Annotated in this window: 15 protein-coding genes and 1 pseudogene; 12 read left to right on the forward strand and 4 right to left on the reverse strand. The window is 66.1% G+C overall.

The window, feature by feature from the left end; genetic code table 11:
* Position 1: 1 nt before the first annotated feature.
* Genes nuoH through nuoN form a run of 7 tightly spaced genes read left to right on the forward strand, consistent with a single transcriptional unit; the run spans position 2 to position 7,252 of the window.
* A complete protein-coding gene (gene nuoH, locus BM060_RS14315; protein WP_074980715.1) occupies positions 2-994 on the forward strand; it encodes an NADH-quinone oxidoreductase subunit NuoH in 993 nt (330 codons plus the stop codon).
* An 11-nt stretch (positions 995-1,005) separates the two neighbouring features.
* Entirely contained in the window at positions 1,006-1,554 is a 549-nt protein-coding gene (gene nuoI, locus BM060_RS14320; RefSeq protein WP_074980674.1) for an NADH-quinone oxidoreductase subunit NuoI, read from the forward strand.
* 11 nt (positions 1,555-1,565) lie between these two features.
* Positions 1,566-2,066, forward strand: coding sequence for an NADH-quinone oxidoreductase subunit J (gene nuoJ / locus BM060_RS14325; RefSeq protein WP_043318272.1), 501 nt, complete (start codon positions 1,566-1,568; stop codon positions 2,064-2,066).
* Between the two features lie 4 nt (positions 2,067-2,070).
* Positions 2,071-2,379 carry an NADH-quinone oxidoreductase subunit NuoK gene (gene nuoK / locus BM060_RS14330; protein ID WP_009623272.1) on the forward strand — a complete coding sequence of 103 codons (309 nt, stop codon included), beginning with the start codon at positions 2,071-2,073 and terminating at the stop codon, positions 2,377-2,379.
* Complete coding sequence (gene nuoL, locus BM060_RS14335) at positions 2,376-4,220, forward strand: NADH-quinone oxidoreductase subunit L (protein ID WP_058490160.1); 1,845 nt, start codon at positions 2,376-2,378, stop codon at positions 4,218-4,220. Before nuoK ends, nuoL begins: the two co-directional genes overlap by 4 nt.
* Positions 4,221-4,248: 28 nt before the next feature.
* Positions 4,249-5,778 (forward strand): NADH-quinone oxidoreductase subunit M, encoded by a 1,530-nt coding sequence (gene nuoM / locus BM060_RS14340; RefSeq protein WP_074980675.1) that lies wholly within the window; start codon positions 4,249-4,251, stop codon positions 5,776-5,778.
* A gap of 7 nt (positions 5,779-5,785) precedes the next feature.
* A complete protein-coding gene (nuoN, locus tag BM060_RS14345; protein WP_074980676.1) occupies positions 5,786-7,252 on the forward strand; it encodes an NADH-quinone oxidoreductase subunit NuoN in 1,467 nt (488 codons plus the stop codon).
* A 396-nt stretch (positions 7,253-7,648) separates the two neighbouring features.
* Here nuoN and BM060_RS14350 read toward each other — a convergent pair whose 3' ends face one another.
* On the reverse strand, positions 7,649-8,713 hold the full coding sequence (locus tag BM060_RS14350) for an AI-2E family transporter (protein WP_074980677.1): 1,065 nt from the start codon (positions 8,711-8,713) through the stop codon (positions 7,649-7,651).
* A 515-nt stretch (positions 8,714-9,228) separates the two neighbouring features.
* Here BM060_RS14350 and BM060_RS33715 point away from each other — a divergent pair.
* Together BM060_RS33715 and BM060_RS33720 are read left to right on the forward strand one after the other, a co-directional pair.
* Positions 9,229-10,182, forward strand: a pseudogene (locus tag BM060_RS33715) (methyl-accepting chemotaxis protein); the annotation flags it as partial.
* A 102-nt stretch (positions 10,183-10,284) separates the two neighbouring features.
* Positions 10,285-11,040 (forward strand): methyl-accepting chemotaxis protein, encoded by a 756-nt coding sequence (locus BM060_RS33720; RefSeq protein WP_439895978.1) that lies wholly within the window; start codon positions 10,285-10,287, stop codon positions 11,038-11,040.
* A 351-nt stretch (positions 11,041-11,391) separates the two neighbouring features.
* Here the strand turns inward: BM060_RS33720 and thrH are convergent, their stop codons facing one another.
* Positions 11,392-12,009: a bifunctional phosphoserine phosphatase/homoserine phosphotransferase ThrH gene (gene thrH, locus BM060_RS14360; RefSeq protein WP_058490163.1), complete on the reverse strand. Its 618-nt coding sequence runs from the start codon at positions 12,007-12,009 to the stop codon at positions 11,392-11,394.
* Positions 12,010-12,196: 187 nt separating this feature from the next.
* Between thrH and BM060_RS14365 the strand changes: the two genes are divergently transcribed.
* The 3 genes from BM060_RS14365 (at position 12,197) to BM060_RS14375 (ending at position 14,057) form a co-directional block, all read left to right on the forward strand.
* Positions 12,197-12,931, forward strand: coding sequence for a phosphoadenylyl-sulfate reductase (locus tag BM060_RS14365; protein WP_074980679.1), 735 nt, complete (start codon positions 12,197-12,199; stop codon positions 12,929-12,931).
* Positions 12,932-13,008: 77 nt separating this feature from the next.
* The gene (locus BM060_RS14370) at positions 13,009-13,353 is read left to right on the forward strand and encodes a hypothetical protein (protein ID WP_074980680.1); all 345 of its coding nucleotides are present in this window, start codon (positions 13,009-13,011) and stop codon (positions 13,351-13,353) included.
* Between the two features lie 74 nt (positions 13,354-13,427).
* Positions 13,428-14,057, forward strand: a complete 630-nt coding sequence (locus tag BM060_RS14375) for a phosphatase PAP2 family protein (protein ID WP_074980681.1) — start codon at positions 13,428-13,430, stop codon at positions 14,055-14,057.
* 686 nt (positions 14,058-14,743) lie between these two features.
* Here the strand turns inward: BM060_RS14375 and cysB are convergent.
* Together cysB and BM060_RS14385 are read right to left on the reverse strand one after the other, a co-directional pair.
* Positions 14,744-15,718, reverse strand: coding sequence for an HTH-type transcriptional regulator CysB (cysB, locus tag BM060_RS14380; RefSeq protein WP_074980682.1), 975 nt, complete (start codon positions 15,716-15,718; stop codon positions 14,744-14,746).
* A gap of 196 nt (positions 15,719-15,914) precedes the next feature.
* Positions 15,915-16,403 carry a universal stress protein gene (locus tag BM060_RS14385; RefSeq protein WP_009623290.1) on the reverse strand — a complete coding sequence of 163 codons (489 nt, stop codon included), beginning with the start codon at positions 16,401-16,403 and terminating at the stop codon, positions 15,915-15,917.
* Between the last annotated feature and the right edge of the window lie 54 nt (positions 16,404-16,457).

The following is a 16,457-nucleotide window of genomic DNA, read 5'->3' on the forward strand; positions in this document are numbered from 1 at the left end:
CATGAGCTGGCTGACACCCGCCATCGTCGACATCATCATCGAGGTCATCAAGGCCATCGTCATCCTGCTCGCCGTGGTCGTCTGCGGCGCGCTGCTGAGCTGGGTCGAGCGGCGCCTGCTGGGTCTCTGGCAGGACCGCTACGGTCCCAACCGGGTCGGCCCGTTCGGCGCCTTCCAGCTCGGCGCGGACATGATCAAGATGTTCTTCAAGGAAGACTGGACGCCGCCGTTCGCCGACAAGATGATCTTCACCCTCGCCCCGGTCATCGCCATGGGCGCGCTGTTGATCGCCTTCGTCATCATCCCGATCAGCCCCAGCTGGGGCGTGGCGGACCTGAACATCGGCATCCTGTTCTTCTTCGCCATGGCCGGCCTGACCGTGTACGCGGTGCTCTTCGCCGGCTGGTCGAGCAACAACAAGTTCGCCCTGCTCGGCAGCCTGCGCGCCTCGGCCCAGACCATCTCCTACGAGGTGTTCCTGGCCCTGTCGCTGATGGGCATCGTCGCCCAGGTCGGCTCGTTCAACATGCGCGACATCGTCGACTACCAGGCCCAGCACCTGTGGTTCATCATTCCGCAGTTCTTCGGCTTCTGCACCTTCATCATCGCCGGCGTCGCCGTGACCCACCGTCACCCGTTCGACCAGCCCGAAGCTGAGCAGGAACTGGCCGACGGCTACCACATCGAGTACGCCGGGATGAAATGGGGCATGTTCTTCGTCGGCGAATACATCGGCATCGTGCTGATCTCGGCGCTGCTGGTGACGCTGTTCTTCGGTGGCTGGCACGGCCCGTTCGGCCTGCTGCCGCAGATCCCGTTCATCTGGTTCGCCCTGAAGACCAGCTTCTTCATCATGCTGTTCATCCTGATCCGCGCCTCGCTGCCGCGTCCGCGCTATGACCAGGTGATGGCCTTCAGCTGGAAGTTCTGCCTTCCGCTGACCCTGATCAACCTGCTGGTGACCGGCGCCTGTGTGCTGGCCGCGGCCCAGTAAGGAGAACCACCATGATCAAAGAAATCCTGCACATCGTGCATGGCACCTACACCCAGCTGCGCAGCCTGGTGATGATCTTCGGCCATGCCTTCCGCAAGCGCGACACCCTGCAGTACCCGGAAGAGCAGGTCTACCTGCCGCCGCGCTACCGCGGCCGCATCGTCCTCACCCGCGACCCCGACGGCGAGGAACGCTGCGTAGCCTGCAACCTGTGCGCCGTGGCCTGCCCGGTCGGCTGCATCTCGCTGCAGAAGGCCGAGGCCGACGACGGCCGCTGGTACCCCGAGTTCTTCCGCATCAACTTCTCCCGCTGCATCTTCTGCGGCCTGTGCGAGGAAGCCTGCCCGACCACCGCGATCCAGCTGACCCCGGATTTCGAGATGGGCGAGTTCAAGCGCCAGGACCTGGTGTACGAGAAGGAAGACCTGCTGATCTCCGGCCCCGGCAAGAACCCGGACTACAACTTCTACCGCGTCGCCGGCATGGCCATCGCCGGCAAGCCCAAGGGCAGCGCGCAGAACGAGGCCGAACCGATCAACGTCAAGAGCCTGCTGCCGTAAGGAGACGTCGCGTGGAATTCGCTTTCTACTTCGCCGCCGGCGTCGCCGTGCTGGCAACCCTGCGGGTCATCACCAACAGCAACCCGGTGCATGCCCTGCTCTACCTCATCGTTTCGCTGCTCGCCGTGTCGATGACCTTCTTCAGCCTCGGCGCCCCGTTCGCCGGCGCCCTGGAGATCATCGTCTACGCCGGCGCGATCATGGTGCTGTTCGTCTTCGTGGTGATGATGCTCAACCTGGGCCCGGCGATCGCCGAGCAGGAGCGCAAGTGGCTCAAGCCCGGGGTCTGGATCGGCCCGGGCGTGCTTTCCGCCGTCCTGCTCGTCGAGCTGCTGCTGGTGCTGTCGCGCAACCCCAGCGGCGCCGGCATCGGCCACACCACCGTGGACGCCAAGGCCGTGGGCATCGCCCTGTTCGGCCCTTACCTGCTGGTCGTCGAACTGGCCTCGATGCTGCTGCTGGCGGCACTGGTCGCCGCCTACCACCTCGGCCGCCACGACGCGAAGGAATAACACCATGAATGCAATCCCCCTGGAACACGGGCTGGCACTCTCCGGCGTGCTGTTCTGTCTCGGGCTGGCCGGCCTGATGGTCCGGCGCAACATCCTGTTCGTACTCATGAGCCTGGAAGTGATGATGAACGCCGCCGCGCTGGCCTTCGTGGTCGCCGGCAGCCGCTGGGCGCAGCCCGACGGCCAGGTGATGTTCATCCTGGTGCTCAGCCTGGCCGCGGCCGAGGCGAGCATCGGTCTGGCGATCCTGCTGCAACTGTATCGCCGCTTCCATACCCTCGATGTCGACGCTGCCAGCGAGATGCGCGGATGAACCTGCTGCCCCTCACCTTCCTGTTCCCCCTGGTCGGCTTCCTGCTGCTGTCTTTCTCCCGCGGCAAGTGGTCGGAAAATCTCTCCGCGCTGGTCGGCGTCGGCTCGGTCGGCTTGGCCGCGCTGTCCGCCTTCTGGGCGATCTGGAGCTTCCACAGCGCCCCGCCGGAAGGCGGCGCCTACACCCTGGTCCTGTGGCAGTGGATGAACGTCGACGGCTTCGCGCCGAACTTCGCCCTGTACCTGGACGGTCTGTCGGTCACCATGCTCGGCGTGGTCACCGGCGTCGGCTTCCTGATCCACCTGTTCGCCAGCTGGTACATGCGCGGTGAAGCCGGCTACTCGCGCTTCTTCGCCTACACCAACCTATTCATCGCCAGCATGCTGTTCCTGGTGCTGGGCGACAACCTGCTGTTCCTGTACTTCGGCTGGGAAGGCGTGGGCCTGTGCTCCTACCTGCTGATCGGCTTCTACTACAGCCACGTACCGAACGGCAACGCGGCGCTCAAGGCCTTCATCGTCACCCGCGTGGGCGACGTGTTCATGGCCTTCGGCCTGTTCATCCTGTTCCAGCAGCTGGGCACCCTGAACATCCAGGAACTGTTGGTGCTGGCCCCGCAGCACTTCGCCCAGGGCGACCTGTGGGTGAGCCTGGCGGCCCTGGCGCTGCTCGGCGGCGCGGTCGGCAAGTCGGCCCAGCTGCCGCTGCAGACCTGGCTGGCGGACGCGATGGCCGGCCCGACCCCGGTTTCCGCACTGATCCACGCGGCGACCATGGTCACCGCGGGCGTCTACCTGATCGCCCGCTGCCACGGCATCTTCACCCTGGCGCCGAACGTGCTGGAACTGGTCGGCGTGGTCGGCGCGGTCACCCTGGTCCTGGCCGGCTTCGCCGCCCTGGTGCAGACCGACATCAAGCGCATCCTCGCCTACTCGACCATGAGCCAGATCGGCTACATGTTCCTGGCCCTGGGCGTCGGCGCCTGGGACGCGGCGATCTTCCACCTGATGACCCACGCCTTCTTCAAGGCCCTGCTGTTCCTCGCCTCCGGTGCGGTGATCGTCGCCTGCCACCACGAGCAGAACATCTTCAAGATGGGCGGCCTGTGGAAGAAGCTGCCGCTGGCCTACGCCAGCTTCATCGTCGGTGGTTCGGCCCTGGCCGCCCTGCCGCTGGTCACCGCCGGCTTCTACTCCAAGGACGAGATCCTCTGGGAAGCCTTCGCCAGCGGTCACCAGAACCTGCTGATCGCCGGCCTGGTGGGTGCCTTCCTGACCTCGATCTACACCTTCCGCCTGATCTTCATCGCCTTCCACGGCGAGCAGAAGACCGAGGCCCACGCCGGCCATGGCATCAGCCACTGGCTACCGCTGTCGGTGCTGATCGTGCTGTCGACCTTCATCGGCGCGCTGATCACCCCGCCGCTGCACGGCGTGCTGCCGGAAAGCGTCGGCCATGCCGGCGGCGAAGCCCAGCACAGCCTGGAAATCGCCTCGGGCGCCATCGCCCTGGCCGGTATCCTGCTGGCCGGCCTGCTGTTCCTCGGCAAGCGCCGCTTCGTCAGCGCCCTGGCCAAGAGCGCGCCGGGCCGCTTCTTCGGCACCTGGTGGTACCACGCCTGGGGCTTCGACTGGCTGTACGACAAGCTGTTCGTGAAACCCTACCTGCTGCTCTGCCGCCTGCTCGGCCGCGACCCCATCGACCAGACCCTGGTCCTGGTGCCGCTGTCCGCCCGCGGTGGGCACACCCTTCTGAGCCTGACCGAGAACGGCCGCCTGCGCTGGTACGCCGCTTCCCTGGTCGGCGGCGCGGTGCTGCTGCTCGCGCTGCTACTGGCCTAACGCATTCACGAAAGAGATCGAGCCCGTCATGATTCTGCCCTGGCTAATCCTGATCCCCTTCATCGGCGGCTTCCTCTGCTGGATCGCCGAGTACACCAGCAAGACCCTGCCCCGCTGGGTCGCGCTGGGTTCCATGACCCTGACCCTGGCCCTGAGCCTGTGGCTGTGGCACACCGGCAACTTCCACCTGGCGCCCGCGCCGGGTGGCGAGCCGCAGTGGACCGCCGAGTTCAAGCTGCAATGGATCGAGCGTTTCGGCATCAGCGTGCACCTGGCCATCGACGGCCTGTCGCTGCTGATGGTCGCCCTCACCGGCCTGCTCGGCGTGCTGTCCGTGCTCTGCTCGTGGAACGAGATCCAGCGCCGCATCGGCTTCTTCCACCTGAACCTGCTGTGGATCCTCGGTGGCGTGATCGGCGTGTTCCTCGCCGTCGACCTGTTCCTGTTCTTCTTCTTCTGGGAAATGATGCTGGTGCCGATGTACTTCCTCATCGCGCTCTGGGGCCATAGCTCGGACGACGGCAAGAAGACGCGCATCTACGCCGCCACCAAATTCTTCATCTTCACCCAGGCCAGCGGCCTGGTGATGCTGGTGGCGATCCTCGGCCTGGTGTTCGTGCACTACAACAGCACCGGCGTGCTGACCTTCAACTACGCCGACCTGCTGAAGACGCAGATGAGCGAGCACGTCGAGTGGCTGCTGATGCTCGGCTTCTTCGTCGCCTTCGCGGTGAAGATGCCGGTGGTGCCGGTGCACTCCTGGCTGCCGGACGCCCACGCCCAGGCGCCGACCGCCGGTTCCGTGGACCTGGCCGGCATCCTGCTGAAGACCGCCGCCTACGGCCTGATCCGCTTCGCCCTGCCGCTGTTCCCCAACGCCTCGGCGGAGTTCGCGCCCATCGCCATGACCCTGGGCCTGATCGGCATCTTCTACGGCGCCCTGCTGTCCTTTGCGCAGACCGACATCAAGCGCCTGGTGGCCTTCTCCAGCGTGTCGCACATGGGCTTCGTGATGATCGGAATCTACTCCGGCAGCCCGCAGGCGCTGCAGGGCGTGGTGATCCAGATGATCGCCCACGGCCTGTCCGCCGCCGCGCTCTTCATCCTCTGCGGCCAGCTCTACGAGCGCCTGCACACCCGTGACATGCGCAAGATGGGCGGCCTGTGGTCGCGTATCCCCTACCTGCCGGCCGTGGCCCTGTTCTTCGCGACCGCGTCCCTGGGCCTGCCGGGCACCGGCAACTTCGTCGGCGAGTTCCTGATCCTGCTGGGCGCCTTCAAGACCGTGCCGGTGGTCATCGTCATCGCCACCTTCGGCCTGGTGTTCGCCTCGATCTACTCGCTGATCATGATCCACCGCGCCTACTTCGGCCCGGCGAAGGCGGACTCGCCGATCGCCGGCCTGAACGCCCGCGAGCTGAGCATGGTCCTGGGCCTGGCGGTCCTGCTGATCATCCTCGGCATCTACCCGCAGCCGGTTCTCGATACCTCCGCCGCCACCATGCACGGTGTCCAGCAGTGGTTCGATTCCGCCCTTTCCACCCTTGCCGCACGGTAGTCGCGAAATGACCTTCACGATCCAACACTTCATCGCGCTCCTGCCGCTGCTCATCACCAGCGCCACCCTGGTGGTGGTGATGCTCGCGGTCGCCTGGAAACGCAATCACCGGCTGATCGCCACCCTCTCGATGATCGGCCTCAACCTGGCACTGCTGTCGATCCTCTGGGCGATCAAGGCGACGCCCATCGCCGTCACCCCGCTGCTGCTGATCGACAACTTCGCGCTGTTCTACTCGGCGCTGATCCTGATCGCCGCCCTCGCCTGCTCGACCCTCGCCCATGCCTACATGGAGAGCTACCCGGGCAACCGCGAGGAGCTCTACCTGCTCCTGCTGCTGGCCACCGCCGGCGGCCTGGTGCTGGTGGCGGCGCAGAACCTGGCCGGCCTGTTCATCGGCCTGGAACTGCTCTCGGTGCCGGTCTACGGCATGGTGGCCTACGCCTTCTTCAACAAGCGCAGCCTCGAAGCCGGCATCAAGTACACCGTGCTGTCCGCGGCGGGCTCGGCCTTCCTGCTGTTCGGCATGGCCATGCTCTACGCCGAAGCCGGCACCCTGGACTTCGCCGGCCTGGGCAGCGCCCTGGCCGAAGGCACCGTGCACAGCCCGCTGCTGACCATCGGCGTGGGCATGATGCTGGTGGGCCTGGGCTTCAAGCTGTCGCTGGCGCCCTTCCACCTGTGGACCCCGGACGTCTACGAAGGCGCCCCGGCCCCGGTGGCGGCGTTCCTCGCCACCGCCGCCAAGGTCGCCGTGTTCGCCGTGCTGCTGCGCCTGTTCCAGATCGCCCCGGCGGCCCTGCACAGCGGCGTGCTGCACGTCGCCCTGGCGGTCATCGCGGTCATCTCGATCCTGGTCGGCAACCTGCTGGCACTGACCCAGAGCAACCTCAAGCGCCTGCTCGGCTACTCCTCCATCGCCCACCTGGGCTACCTGCTGATCGCCGTGGTGGCCAGCAACGGCCTGGCCGTGGAGACCGTCGGCGTCTACCTGACCACCTACGTGGTCACCACCCTGGGCGCCTTCGGCGTGGTCACCCTGATGTCCACCCCCTACGGCGGCCGCGACGCCGACGCGCTGTTCGAGTACCGCGGCCTGTTCTGGCGCCGTCCGGTGCTGACCGCGGTGATGACCGTGATGATGCTGTCCCTGGCCGGCATCCCGCTGACCGCCGGCTTCATCGGCAAGTTCTACGTCATCGCCAGCGGCGTCGAGTCGCACCTGTGGTGGCTGGTCGGCACCCTGGTGCTGGGCAGCGCCATCGGCCTGTACTACTACCTGCGCGTCATGGTCACCCTGTTCCTGGTCGAGCCGAACATGAAGCGCCACGACGCGCCCCTGGACTGGGCCCAGCGCGCCGGCGGCATCATGCTGGTGGCCATCGCCCTGCTGGCCTTCTTCCTCGGCGTCTACCCGCAGCCGCTGCTGGACATCCTCCAGCACTCCGGCCTGGCGGTAGCCGTCGCCGGCTGATCGCAGGCAGCAAAGAAAAACCCCGCCTCGGCGGGGTTTTTTGTTGCCTGCGAAAAGCTGTTCGTACGCGCCGGGATTGTTCTTCGTAGGAGCGAGCTTGCTCGCGAACAGGCGCCGCTGCGGAGCTCATTCGCGAGCAAGCTCGCTCCTACGAAAAGCCGTGCTTCCTGGAGCGTAGGAGCGGATCTTATCCGCGACTCCGCCGGCAAGGCCGGCGTTCATGCCATCGCGGACAGAGTCCGCTCCTACCGCATGAGCGAGCATGGCTTTTCGTAGGATGGTGTTGAGCGAAGCGATACCCATCAGCGCAACCGCATGGGTTTCGCAAGCTCAACCCATCCTACGAAAAGCACCTCGGCGCAGACCGTTGCTCCTACGCAATCCTCAGGCCCTCCCCTACCCCGCCGGGTCTTCCAGTTCCTCGCGGCCGGTGAACAGGTCCCAGCTGGCGATGAACAGCGCGGCGATCAGCGGGCCGATGACGAAGCCGTTGAGGCCGAACAGCGACATGCCGCCCAGGGTGGAGATCAGCACCACGTAGTCGGGCATCTTGGTGTCCTTGCCCACTAGGATCGGGCGCAGGATGTTGTCCACCAGGCCGATCACCAGCACGCAGAAGAGGATCAGCACCACGCCCTGCCAGATCGCCCCGGTGAGCAGGAACCAGGCCGCCACCGGCACCCATACCAGCCCCGCGCCTATCGCCGGCAGCAGCGACAGGAAGGCCATCAGCGTGCCCCACAGCAGCGAGCCCTGGATGCCGAGGAACCAGAAGATCAACCCGCCCAGCGCGCCCTGGGTGGCGGCCACGGCGATGTTGCCCTTCACCGTGGCGCGCACCACGGTGGTGAACTTGGTGAACAGATGCTGCTTGTGCTCGTGGTCCAGCGGCACCGCCTGCTTGATCCGCCGGCCCAGGGTGCGGCCGTCGCGCAGCAGGAAGAACAGCAGGTAGAGCATCACGCCGAAGCTGACGACGAAGTCGAAGGTGTTCTGGCCGATGCTGAAGGCCTTGGTGGCGACGAACTGGCTGGCCTGCATGGCGCCGCTGGAAAGCTTCTCCTGCAGGCTCGAGAGGTCGCCCAGGTCGAAGCGCTCCAGCCACTGGTGGGCCCACGGCGGCAAGGCGGCGAAGGCCTGCTGCACCAGGCCGGCGAGGTTCAGCTGGCCGGACTTCAGGCTCTGGTAGAGGTTGGCGCCTTCCTGCACCAGCGAGCCGGCGATGAAGATCACCGGCAGGATCACGATGAGGATGCAGGCGCTCAATGTGATCAGCGCCGCCAGGTTCCGGCGCCCGCCCAGGCGCACCTGCAGCCGGCGGTGCACGGGGGTGAAGATGATGGCCAGGATGGTGCCCCAGAACACCGCGCCGTAGAACGGCAGCAGCAGCCAGGCGAAGGCGATGCTGACCACCGCCAGCAGTATCAGGAACGTCCGGTTTTCCAGTTTCGAATCGAGCATGTGCAATCCCATCTGCCGAGAGTGGCCTGCACATTAGTCAGCAGATGGGTGGCGAAGTGCAACCCGGCGCGAGACTGGCGCCCCAGAGGCCCAGCCGACGGACGGCAGCAATGTCTGTAAAGAAAATCGCACAGATGCCGATATTTCCGAACACCCCCAAGGTTCCCGCAGAGGACACCCCCATGCCTTTTCGTCGCCTCTCCATCCAGTGGAAGATCACCCTGCTCGCGGGCCTGTGCCTGCTCGGCGTGGTCTCGCTGCTCGCCGGCCTCTCGATCTTCCGCATGCAGCACAGCACCGCGCTGGTGAAGGAATCCAGCACGCACATGCTGGACGATGCCGCCGAAGCCCGTCTGCGCGCCCGCGGCGAAATCCAGGCGATGCGCATCCAGCGCTACTTCAGCGACGCCTACCGCTACGCGCAGAGCTTCGCCCGGCAAGCTTTGGCCGTGCGCCAGCTCGCCGCCCAGCGCGGCCTGGACACCCTGGCCCTGCGCGAGGAGCTGAACCGGCAGATGCGCGATGCGGTGGCGGCCAACCCCGAACTGCTCGGGCTGTACCTCGCCTTCGAGCCCGACGCCCTCGACGGCCATGACGCCCAGGCCGAAGGCCGCACGGAGATCGGCAGCAACGAAAAGGGGCGCTTCTCGCAATACTGGGCGCAGGCCACCCCCGGCAAGCTGGAAGCCGAGCCGATGGACGAGAAGATGCTCGCCGACACCAGCCCCGGCCCCAGCGGCGCGGCCTACAACGCCTGGTACACCTGCCCGAAGGCCGCCGGCAAGACCTGCGTGCTGGAGCCCTACGTCGACGAAGTGGGCAACCGCAAGATCCTCATGACCAGCATCGCCCTGCCCCTGCAGGTGGACGGTAAGCTGGTCGGCGTGCTGGGCGTGGACATCGCCCTCGACCGCCTGCAGGAAATCGCCCATGAAGGCAGCCAGGAACTCTACGAAGGCCAGAGCCGCGTCGCCATCATCAGCCCCGCCGGCCTGCTCGCCGGCTACAGCGCCGACGCCGGCAAGCTCGGCAGGAAGCTGCAGGAGGTCTACCCCTCCCAGAGCGAGCAGTTGCAGCAACTGCTGGGCGCCGACCAGCACAAGATCCTCGAACACGACGGCGACCTGCGCGCCCTGCAACCGCTGCGTCCGATCCCCGAGGCCGATGCCTGGGGCGTGCTCATCGACGTGCCGCTGCAGGCCTTGCAGGGCCCGGCGGTGAAGCTGCAGCAGGAACTGGACCAGCAACGCACCCAGGGCACCGTCGTCGAACTCGGCCTGGGCCTGCTCGCCGCCCTGCTCGGCCTGCTGCTGGTATGGCTGACCGCCCGCGGCGTGACCCGCCCGATCCTCGGCGTGGCCGGCATGCTGCGCGACATCGCCAGCGGCGAGGGCGACCTGACCCAGCGCCTGAAATACCAGGGCCAGGATGAACTCGGCGAGCTGGCCGGCTGGTTCAACCGTTTCCTCGACAAGCTGCAGCCGATCATCCGCGACGTGAAGGCCTCGGTGCAGGACGCCCGCGCCACCGCCGACCAGTCCGCCGCGCTGTCGACCCAGACCAGCGCCGGCATGCAGCAGCAGTTCCGCGAGATCGAGCAGGTGGCCACCGCCTCCCAGGAAATGAGCGCCACCGCCCACGACGTAGCCAACAGCGCCGCCAAAGCCGCCGACGCCGCCCGCGGTGCCGACGGCGCCACCCGCGACGGCCTGGCGGTGATCGACCAGACCACCCGCGCCATCGACGAACTGGCCCGCGACATGAGCCAGGCCATGACCCAGGTCGAAGGCCTGGCCGCCAGCAGCGAGCAGATCGGCTCGGTGCTGGAAGTGATCCGCGCCATCGCCGAGCAGACCAACCTGCTGGCGCTCAACGCCGCCATCGAAGCGGCCCGCGCCGGCGAGGCCGGGCGCGGCTTCGCGGTGGTGGCCGACGAAGTGCGCAACCTGGCCAAGCGCACCCAGGACTCGGTGGAGGAAATCCGCCAGGTGATCGAAGGCCTGCAGAACGGCACCCGCGAAGTGGTCACCGCCATGCACAGCAGCCACCAGCAGGCCCAGGGCAGCGTCAGCCAGGTCGAGCAGGCGGTGGCGGCGTTGCAGCGCATCGGCGAGGCGGTGGGGGTGATCAACGACATGAACCTGCAGATCGCCAGCGCCGCCGAGGAACAGAGCGCGGTGGCCGAGGAGATCAACCGCAACGTGGCGGGCATCCGCGACGTGACCGAATCGCTGTCGGGCCAGGCCCAGGAGTCGGCGCAGATCAGCCAGTCGTTGAATGACCTGGCGAATCACCAGCAGGGGTTGATGGGGCAGTTCCGCGTGTGATCGTGGAAGGCGCTCCCCTGTAGGAGCGAGCTTGCTCGCGAACAGGATTCCCCGGCGGCTGCGGCGTTGGATGCAAGAGCGCCCTCTCCCCAACCCTCTCCCTGAAGGGAGAGGGGGCTGTCCTGAGTGCTCGGAGAATCTGGAGTCATCCTGAAACTCCTAACCCCCCTCGTCATTCCCGCGAACGCGGGAACCCAGCGACGTAGGGCGCATAACCGTTCGCGGTTATGCGCCGTTGGCCGTGCCACCGGTGCGTCGGCCCCTCCCCCTGAAACCAACAAAAAACGCCGTTTCCCATGACGGGAAACGGCGTTCTTTCTCGAACCCCGGGCCATCACCGGCCCGCCGGCATTACAGACCGAGCTGGCGGTTCGACGCCTTGAGGAACTCCTGCTTCAGGTCCTCGTAGGTGTGCACCGCCGGGAACTGCGGGAACTCGCGGATGACGTTCTCCGGCGCATGGAACAGGATGCCGGCGTGGGCTTCGCTGAGCATGGTGGTGTCGTTGTACGAGTCGCCGGCGGCGATCACGCGGTAGTACAGGCTCTTCAGGGCGATCACCGACTGACGCTTGGGGTCCTTCTGGCGTAGCTGGTAGCCGACCACGCGGTCGGTCTCGTCGGTGACCAGCTTGTGGCACAGCAGGGTCGGGAAGCCCAGCTGGCGCATCAGCGGCTGGGAGAACTCGTAGAAGGTGTCGGAGAGGATCACCACCTGGAAGCGCTCGCGCAGCCAGTCGACGAACTCCACCGCGCCTTCCAGCGGCTTCAGGGTGGCGATCACTTCCTGGATGTCGGCCAGCTTCAGGCCGTGCTCGTCGAGGATGCGCAGGCGCTGCTGCATCAGCACGTCGTAGTCCGGGATATCGCGGGTAGTCGCCTTGAGCGCTTCGATACCGGTTTTTTCAGCGAAGGCGATCCAGATTTCCGGGACCAGTACCCCTTCCAGGTCGAGACAGGCGATTTCCACGAACGATTCCCCGCAGGTTTGGACAGAAGGCGGCACTCTAGCGGCTCGCCCGGGCCGGCGCAACGCGGCGCTTATACCCAAAGCATACAGTCGACCTTCCTGATGGTTATTTAGGGGCATATCCCTGCCTTTGTTAAGATCGGCAGTCTTATAGCGCACCGCGCAAGTACAAGTGGAAAACCGCCTGATGAGCCATCCGTTCGACGTCGCCGAAATCGCCGCGACCTATGCCAGCAAGTCCCCCCAGGACATCCTCAAGTTCGCCTTCGAGCACTTCGGCGACGACCTGTGGATCTCCTTCAGCGGCGCCGAGGACGTGGTGCTGCTGGACATGGCCTGGAAGATCAACAAGAACGTCAAGGTGTTCAGCCTGGACACCGGCCGCCTGCACCCGGAGACCTACCGCTTCATCGAGCAGGTGCGCGAGCACTACGGCATCGCCATCGAGGTCATGACCCCCGATCCGCGCCTGCTGGAGCCCTTCGTCAAGGAAAAGGGCCTGTTCAGCTTCTACAAGGACGGCCACGGCGAGTGCTGCGGCATCCGCAAGATCGAGCCGCTCAAGCGCAAGCTCGCCACCGTCAGCGCCTGGGCCACCGGCCAGCGCAAGGACCAGAGCCCCGGCACCCGCAGCCAGGTGGCGGTGGTCGAGCTGGACGGCGCCTTCTCCACGGCGGAAAAGCCGCTGTACAAGTTCAACCCGCTGGCCAGCATGAGCAGCGAGGAAGTCTGGGCCTACATCCGCATGCTGGAGATCCCCTACAACAGCCTGCACGAGCGCGGCTTCATCAGCATCGGCTGCGAGCCCTGCACCCGCCCGGTGCTGCCCAACCAGCACGAGCGCGAAGGCCGCTGGTGGTGGGAGGAAGCCACCCAGAAGGAATGCGGCCTGCACGCCGGCAACCTGATCACCAAGGGCTGAGCTCGTCGCCGGCGGGTTTTCCGCCGGCGCCGCAGCGCTTAAGGTAGGCCCTGCCCCTACCGCGAGAGGAAAGCCCCATGCGCATCACCATGGTCAAGAAGGTCCTGGCCGACGGCGAGGACTGCGGCAAGTGCAAGGACGTGCAGCAGCGCCTGGAGAAAGGCGGCTACCTGCCGCGCATCGACCGCGTGCTGGTGGCCGACGAACGCAACCCGGGCAGCGCCGGCTGGATGGTCGCCGCCCAGTACGGCGTGGACAGCGCGCCCTTCTTCGTGGTGCGCCACGACGACGGCCGCGAGCAGGTGTTCACCGTGTTCATGAGCTTCCTCCACGAGATACTCGAAGGCCGCGGCCCGGCGCCGCAGGATTCGCCCGAGGTACTGGCCGAGCTGGCCGGGCGCAACGACCTCGACCGGCTCTGATCCGCGCCCTGGCTTAATGTCGCCTTCAGGCTCCGACGCCTATAGTCCCGCGTGCCCCCTTACAAGAATCGACCATGCCCACCTTGCTCCCTACTCCCGGCCCCAGCCTGCTGGAAGCGCTCGACCGCCAGGCGTTCCTCGCCATCAACGCCACCGCGCAGACGCCAGCCTGGCTGATCGACGCCGCGCGCTTCATCGCCACCGTGCCGCTCTACCTGTTGCCGCTGGCATTGCTGTACCTGTGGTGCCGGGGTGACCACGGCCTGCGCGGCCATCTGCTGCGAGCCCTGGGAGTGACCGCCGTGGCGCTGGCCTCCAGCCAGCTGATCGGGCTGTTCTGGCCGCACCCGCGGCCCTTCGCCATAGGCCTGGGCCACGCCTGGCTGGCCCACGCCGCCAACGCCTCCTTCCCCAGCGACCACCTGACCATATTCGCTGGCTGCGCCCTCAGTCTGCTGTTCGATGACGCCTGGCTACTAGGTGCGTTGATCGGCGCCGTCGGGCTGGCGGTGGGCTACGCGAGGGTCTATCTGGGCATCCACTCTCCGCTGGATATGCTCGGCGCGCTGGCCGTTGCAGCGGTGAGCAACAGCATGGTCTGGCTGCTCTGGCAGCGTCATGGCGGTGCGCTCACGGCCCGAGCCGAGACGCTGTACCGACACGTTCTGGCGCCGGCCATCAGCCGGGGGTGGCTGCGTCACTGAATGTGTCTGGCGAGCGGCATGGATTCGGTTGTGAGCCTTGCCTCTCGCTCCTTCCTTAACAACCTCGTCATTCCCGCGGACGCGGGACCCCAGAGACTTCTTTGGGGTTGGGCTTGGTGTAGCGCGCCGCTCCGAGTCTGCGGAGATTTTTTGTTTCGCCCCCTCGGGCGAGTCCCTTTTGTCAAACGCCACAAAAGGAACCAAAAAGGCTTGCCCCAACATACGGGCCCGACAAAGCCGGGCTACCCTCACGAACTCCCCCGCCACGGAGGCCCGCCCCGAGGGTACGTCCCTGTAGCCCGCGGGGCTCTCGCGACATCCATGTCGCATGACCTCCTGAGCGCGGGTTTCGCTCGGCCTTCTGAAGGGGCGTTTCGGAGTGCGCGGATGTTTCTCTGGAAGTCCAAAAGCAAGAGCAAACGCGCTTTTGCTTTTGCTCTTCGTAGGAGCGAGCTTGCTCGCGAACCCCGCAGTCTCTGGGTTCCCGCGTCCGCGGGAATGACGAGGTGAGGTTAGGAGTGGGAGGATGGCGCCTGAGCGACGCACCGCTCAGGACAGCCCCCGCTCCCGCTTGCGGGAGAGGGTTGGGGAGAGGGCGCTCTTGAACCCAACACCTACCCCACCAGCAGCCACCACCCGCAGCAACTCAACTAAACCCCACCTACCCCACCCGTTTCACACCAGCCTCAATAAACCGGCAGCTCGATCCCTTCGAACAGCTCATCCAGCTCGGCCTTGTTGTGGCACTGCACAGCCTTGGCCAGCAGCTCGCGGGTCAGGTGCGGGGCGAACTTCTCGATGAAGTCGCACATGAAGCCGCGCAGGAAGGTACCGCGGCGGAAGCCGATCTTGGTCACGCTGGACTCGAACAGGTGGCTGGCGTCGAGCATCACCAGGTCGCTGTCCAGTTTCGGGTCCACCGCCATGTGCGCCACGATGCCCACGCCCAGGCCCAGGCGCACGTATGTCTTGATCACGTCGGCGTCGGCGGCGGTGAACACCACCTTGGGCACCAGGCCGCGCTGGTTGAAGGCCTCGTCCAGCTTGGAGCGGCCGGTGAAGCCGAACACGTAGGTGACGATCGGCTGCTCGGCGAGCAGTTCCAGGGTCAGCTTCGGCACCTTGGTCAGCGGGTGGCCCTGGGGCACGATCACGCAGCGGTTCCAGCGGTAGCAGGGCATCATGATCAGGTCGCCGAACAGCTCCAGGGCCTCGGTGGCGATGGCGAAGTCGACGGTGCCGTCGGCGGCCATCTCGGCGATCTGCATCGGCGTGCCCTGATGCATGTGCAGGGAGACGTCCGGGTACTGCTTGATGAAGCCGCTGATCACGCCCGGCAGCGCGTAGCGCGCCTGGGTGTGGGTGGTGGCGATGGACAGGGTGCCCTTCTTCTCGTTGGAGAATTCCTGGGCGATCTGCTTGATGCTCTCGACCTTGCGCAGGATCTCGCCGGCGGTGTTGATGATGCGCTCGCCGGCCGGGGTGACGCGGGTCAGGTGCTTGCCGCTGCGGGCGAAGACTTCCACGCCCAGTTCGTCTTCCAGCAGGCGGATCTGCTTGCTGATGCCCGGCTGCGACGTGTACAGGCTCTGCGCGGTGGCGGAAACGTTGAGGTCGTGGTGCGCGACTTCCCAGATATAGCGCAGTTGCTGAAGCTTCATGGAGATTCCTCGAAATGGATGTCGCGGCCCGCGACCCGGGCTCTGCTTTTATAACCATATTAATGGTTTGAGGAATAAAGTTAGACGTTTTTTTCGAGCTTGCCTACTACGTCCCCTATGGCAACATCCCGGCAACCCACGGACACCGGGAAAAGTGCGCGGCAGAGCGCCGCGTCCGTTCGTCGCGCAGCCGCCTTCAGCTGCGGTGCTGCAACATGGGCACCAGGTAGACCGGCACTTCCGCCAGTTGCACCACCCGTGCGGCGGTACGCCCCAGGGGCGTGTTCATGCCCTCGCCGTGGCTGTGGCTGCCGGCGACTATCAGGTCCACGGCCAGGCGCTGCGCCTCGTCGAGGATCACCTGCGGCGGGTCGCCCTGCAGCACGCGCACCGAACGGATCATGTCCGACTCCTCGTGCAGCTCGCCGAGTTCGTCGCGGAAGCCTTCCATCACCCGCCGCTCGATGTTGCCCATGACGGTGCTCAAACCGCTGCTGCGCAGCTCGGCGAGGGTGTCGGCATCCAGGTAGGTCTGCAGCACGGAGTCGGCGAACAGCCCCATCGGCTCCACGGCGTGCACCACGTGGATCTCGGCGTCGTAGGCGCGGGCGAGGGACATGGCGTGCTGGAGGACGTACGGGGCGTAGAGACCAAGGTCGGTAGCGTAGAGAATCGATCGGATCATGCGGCCTCCTACTGCCTTGGCGGCGGGCCTCTGAGCAGAGTAGCAGCAAGCGGC

The sequence above is a fragment of the Pseudomonas citronellolis genome (genome assembly GCF_900112375.1).
GTDB classification, from domain to species: Bacteria; Pseudomonadota; Gammaproteobacteria; order Pseudomonadales; family Pseudomonadaceae; genus Pseudomonas; species Pseudomonas citronellolis.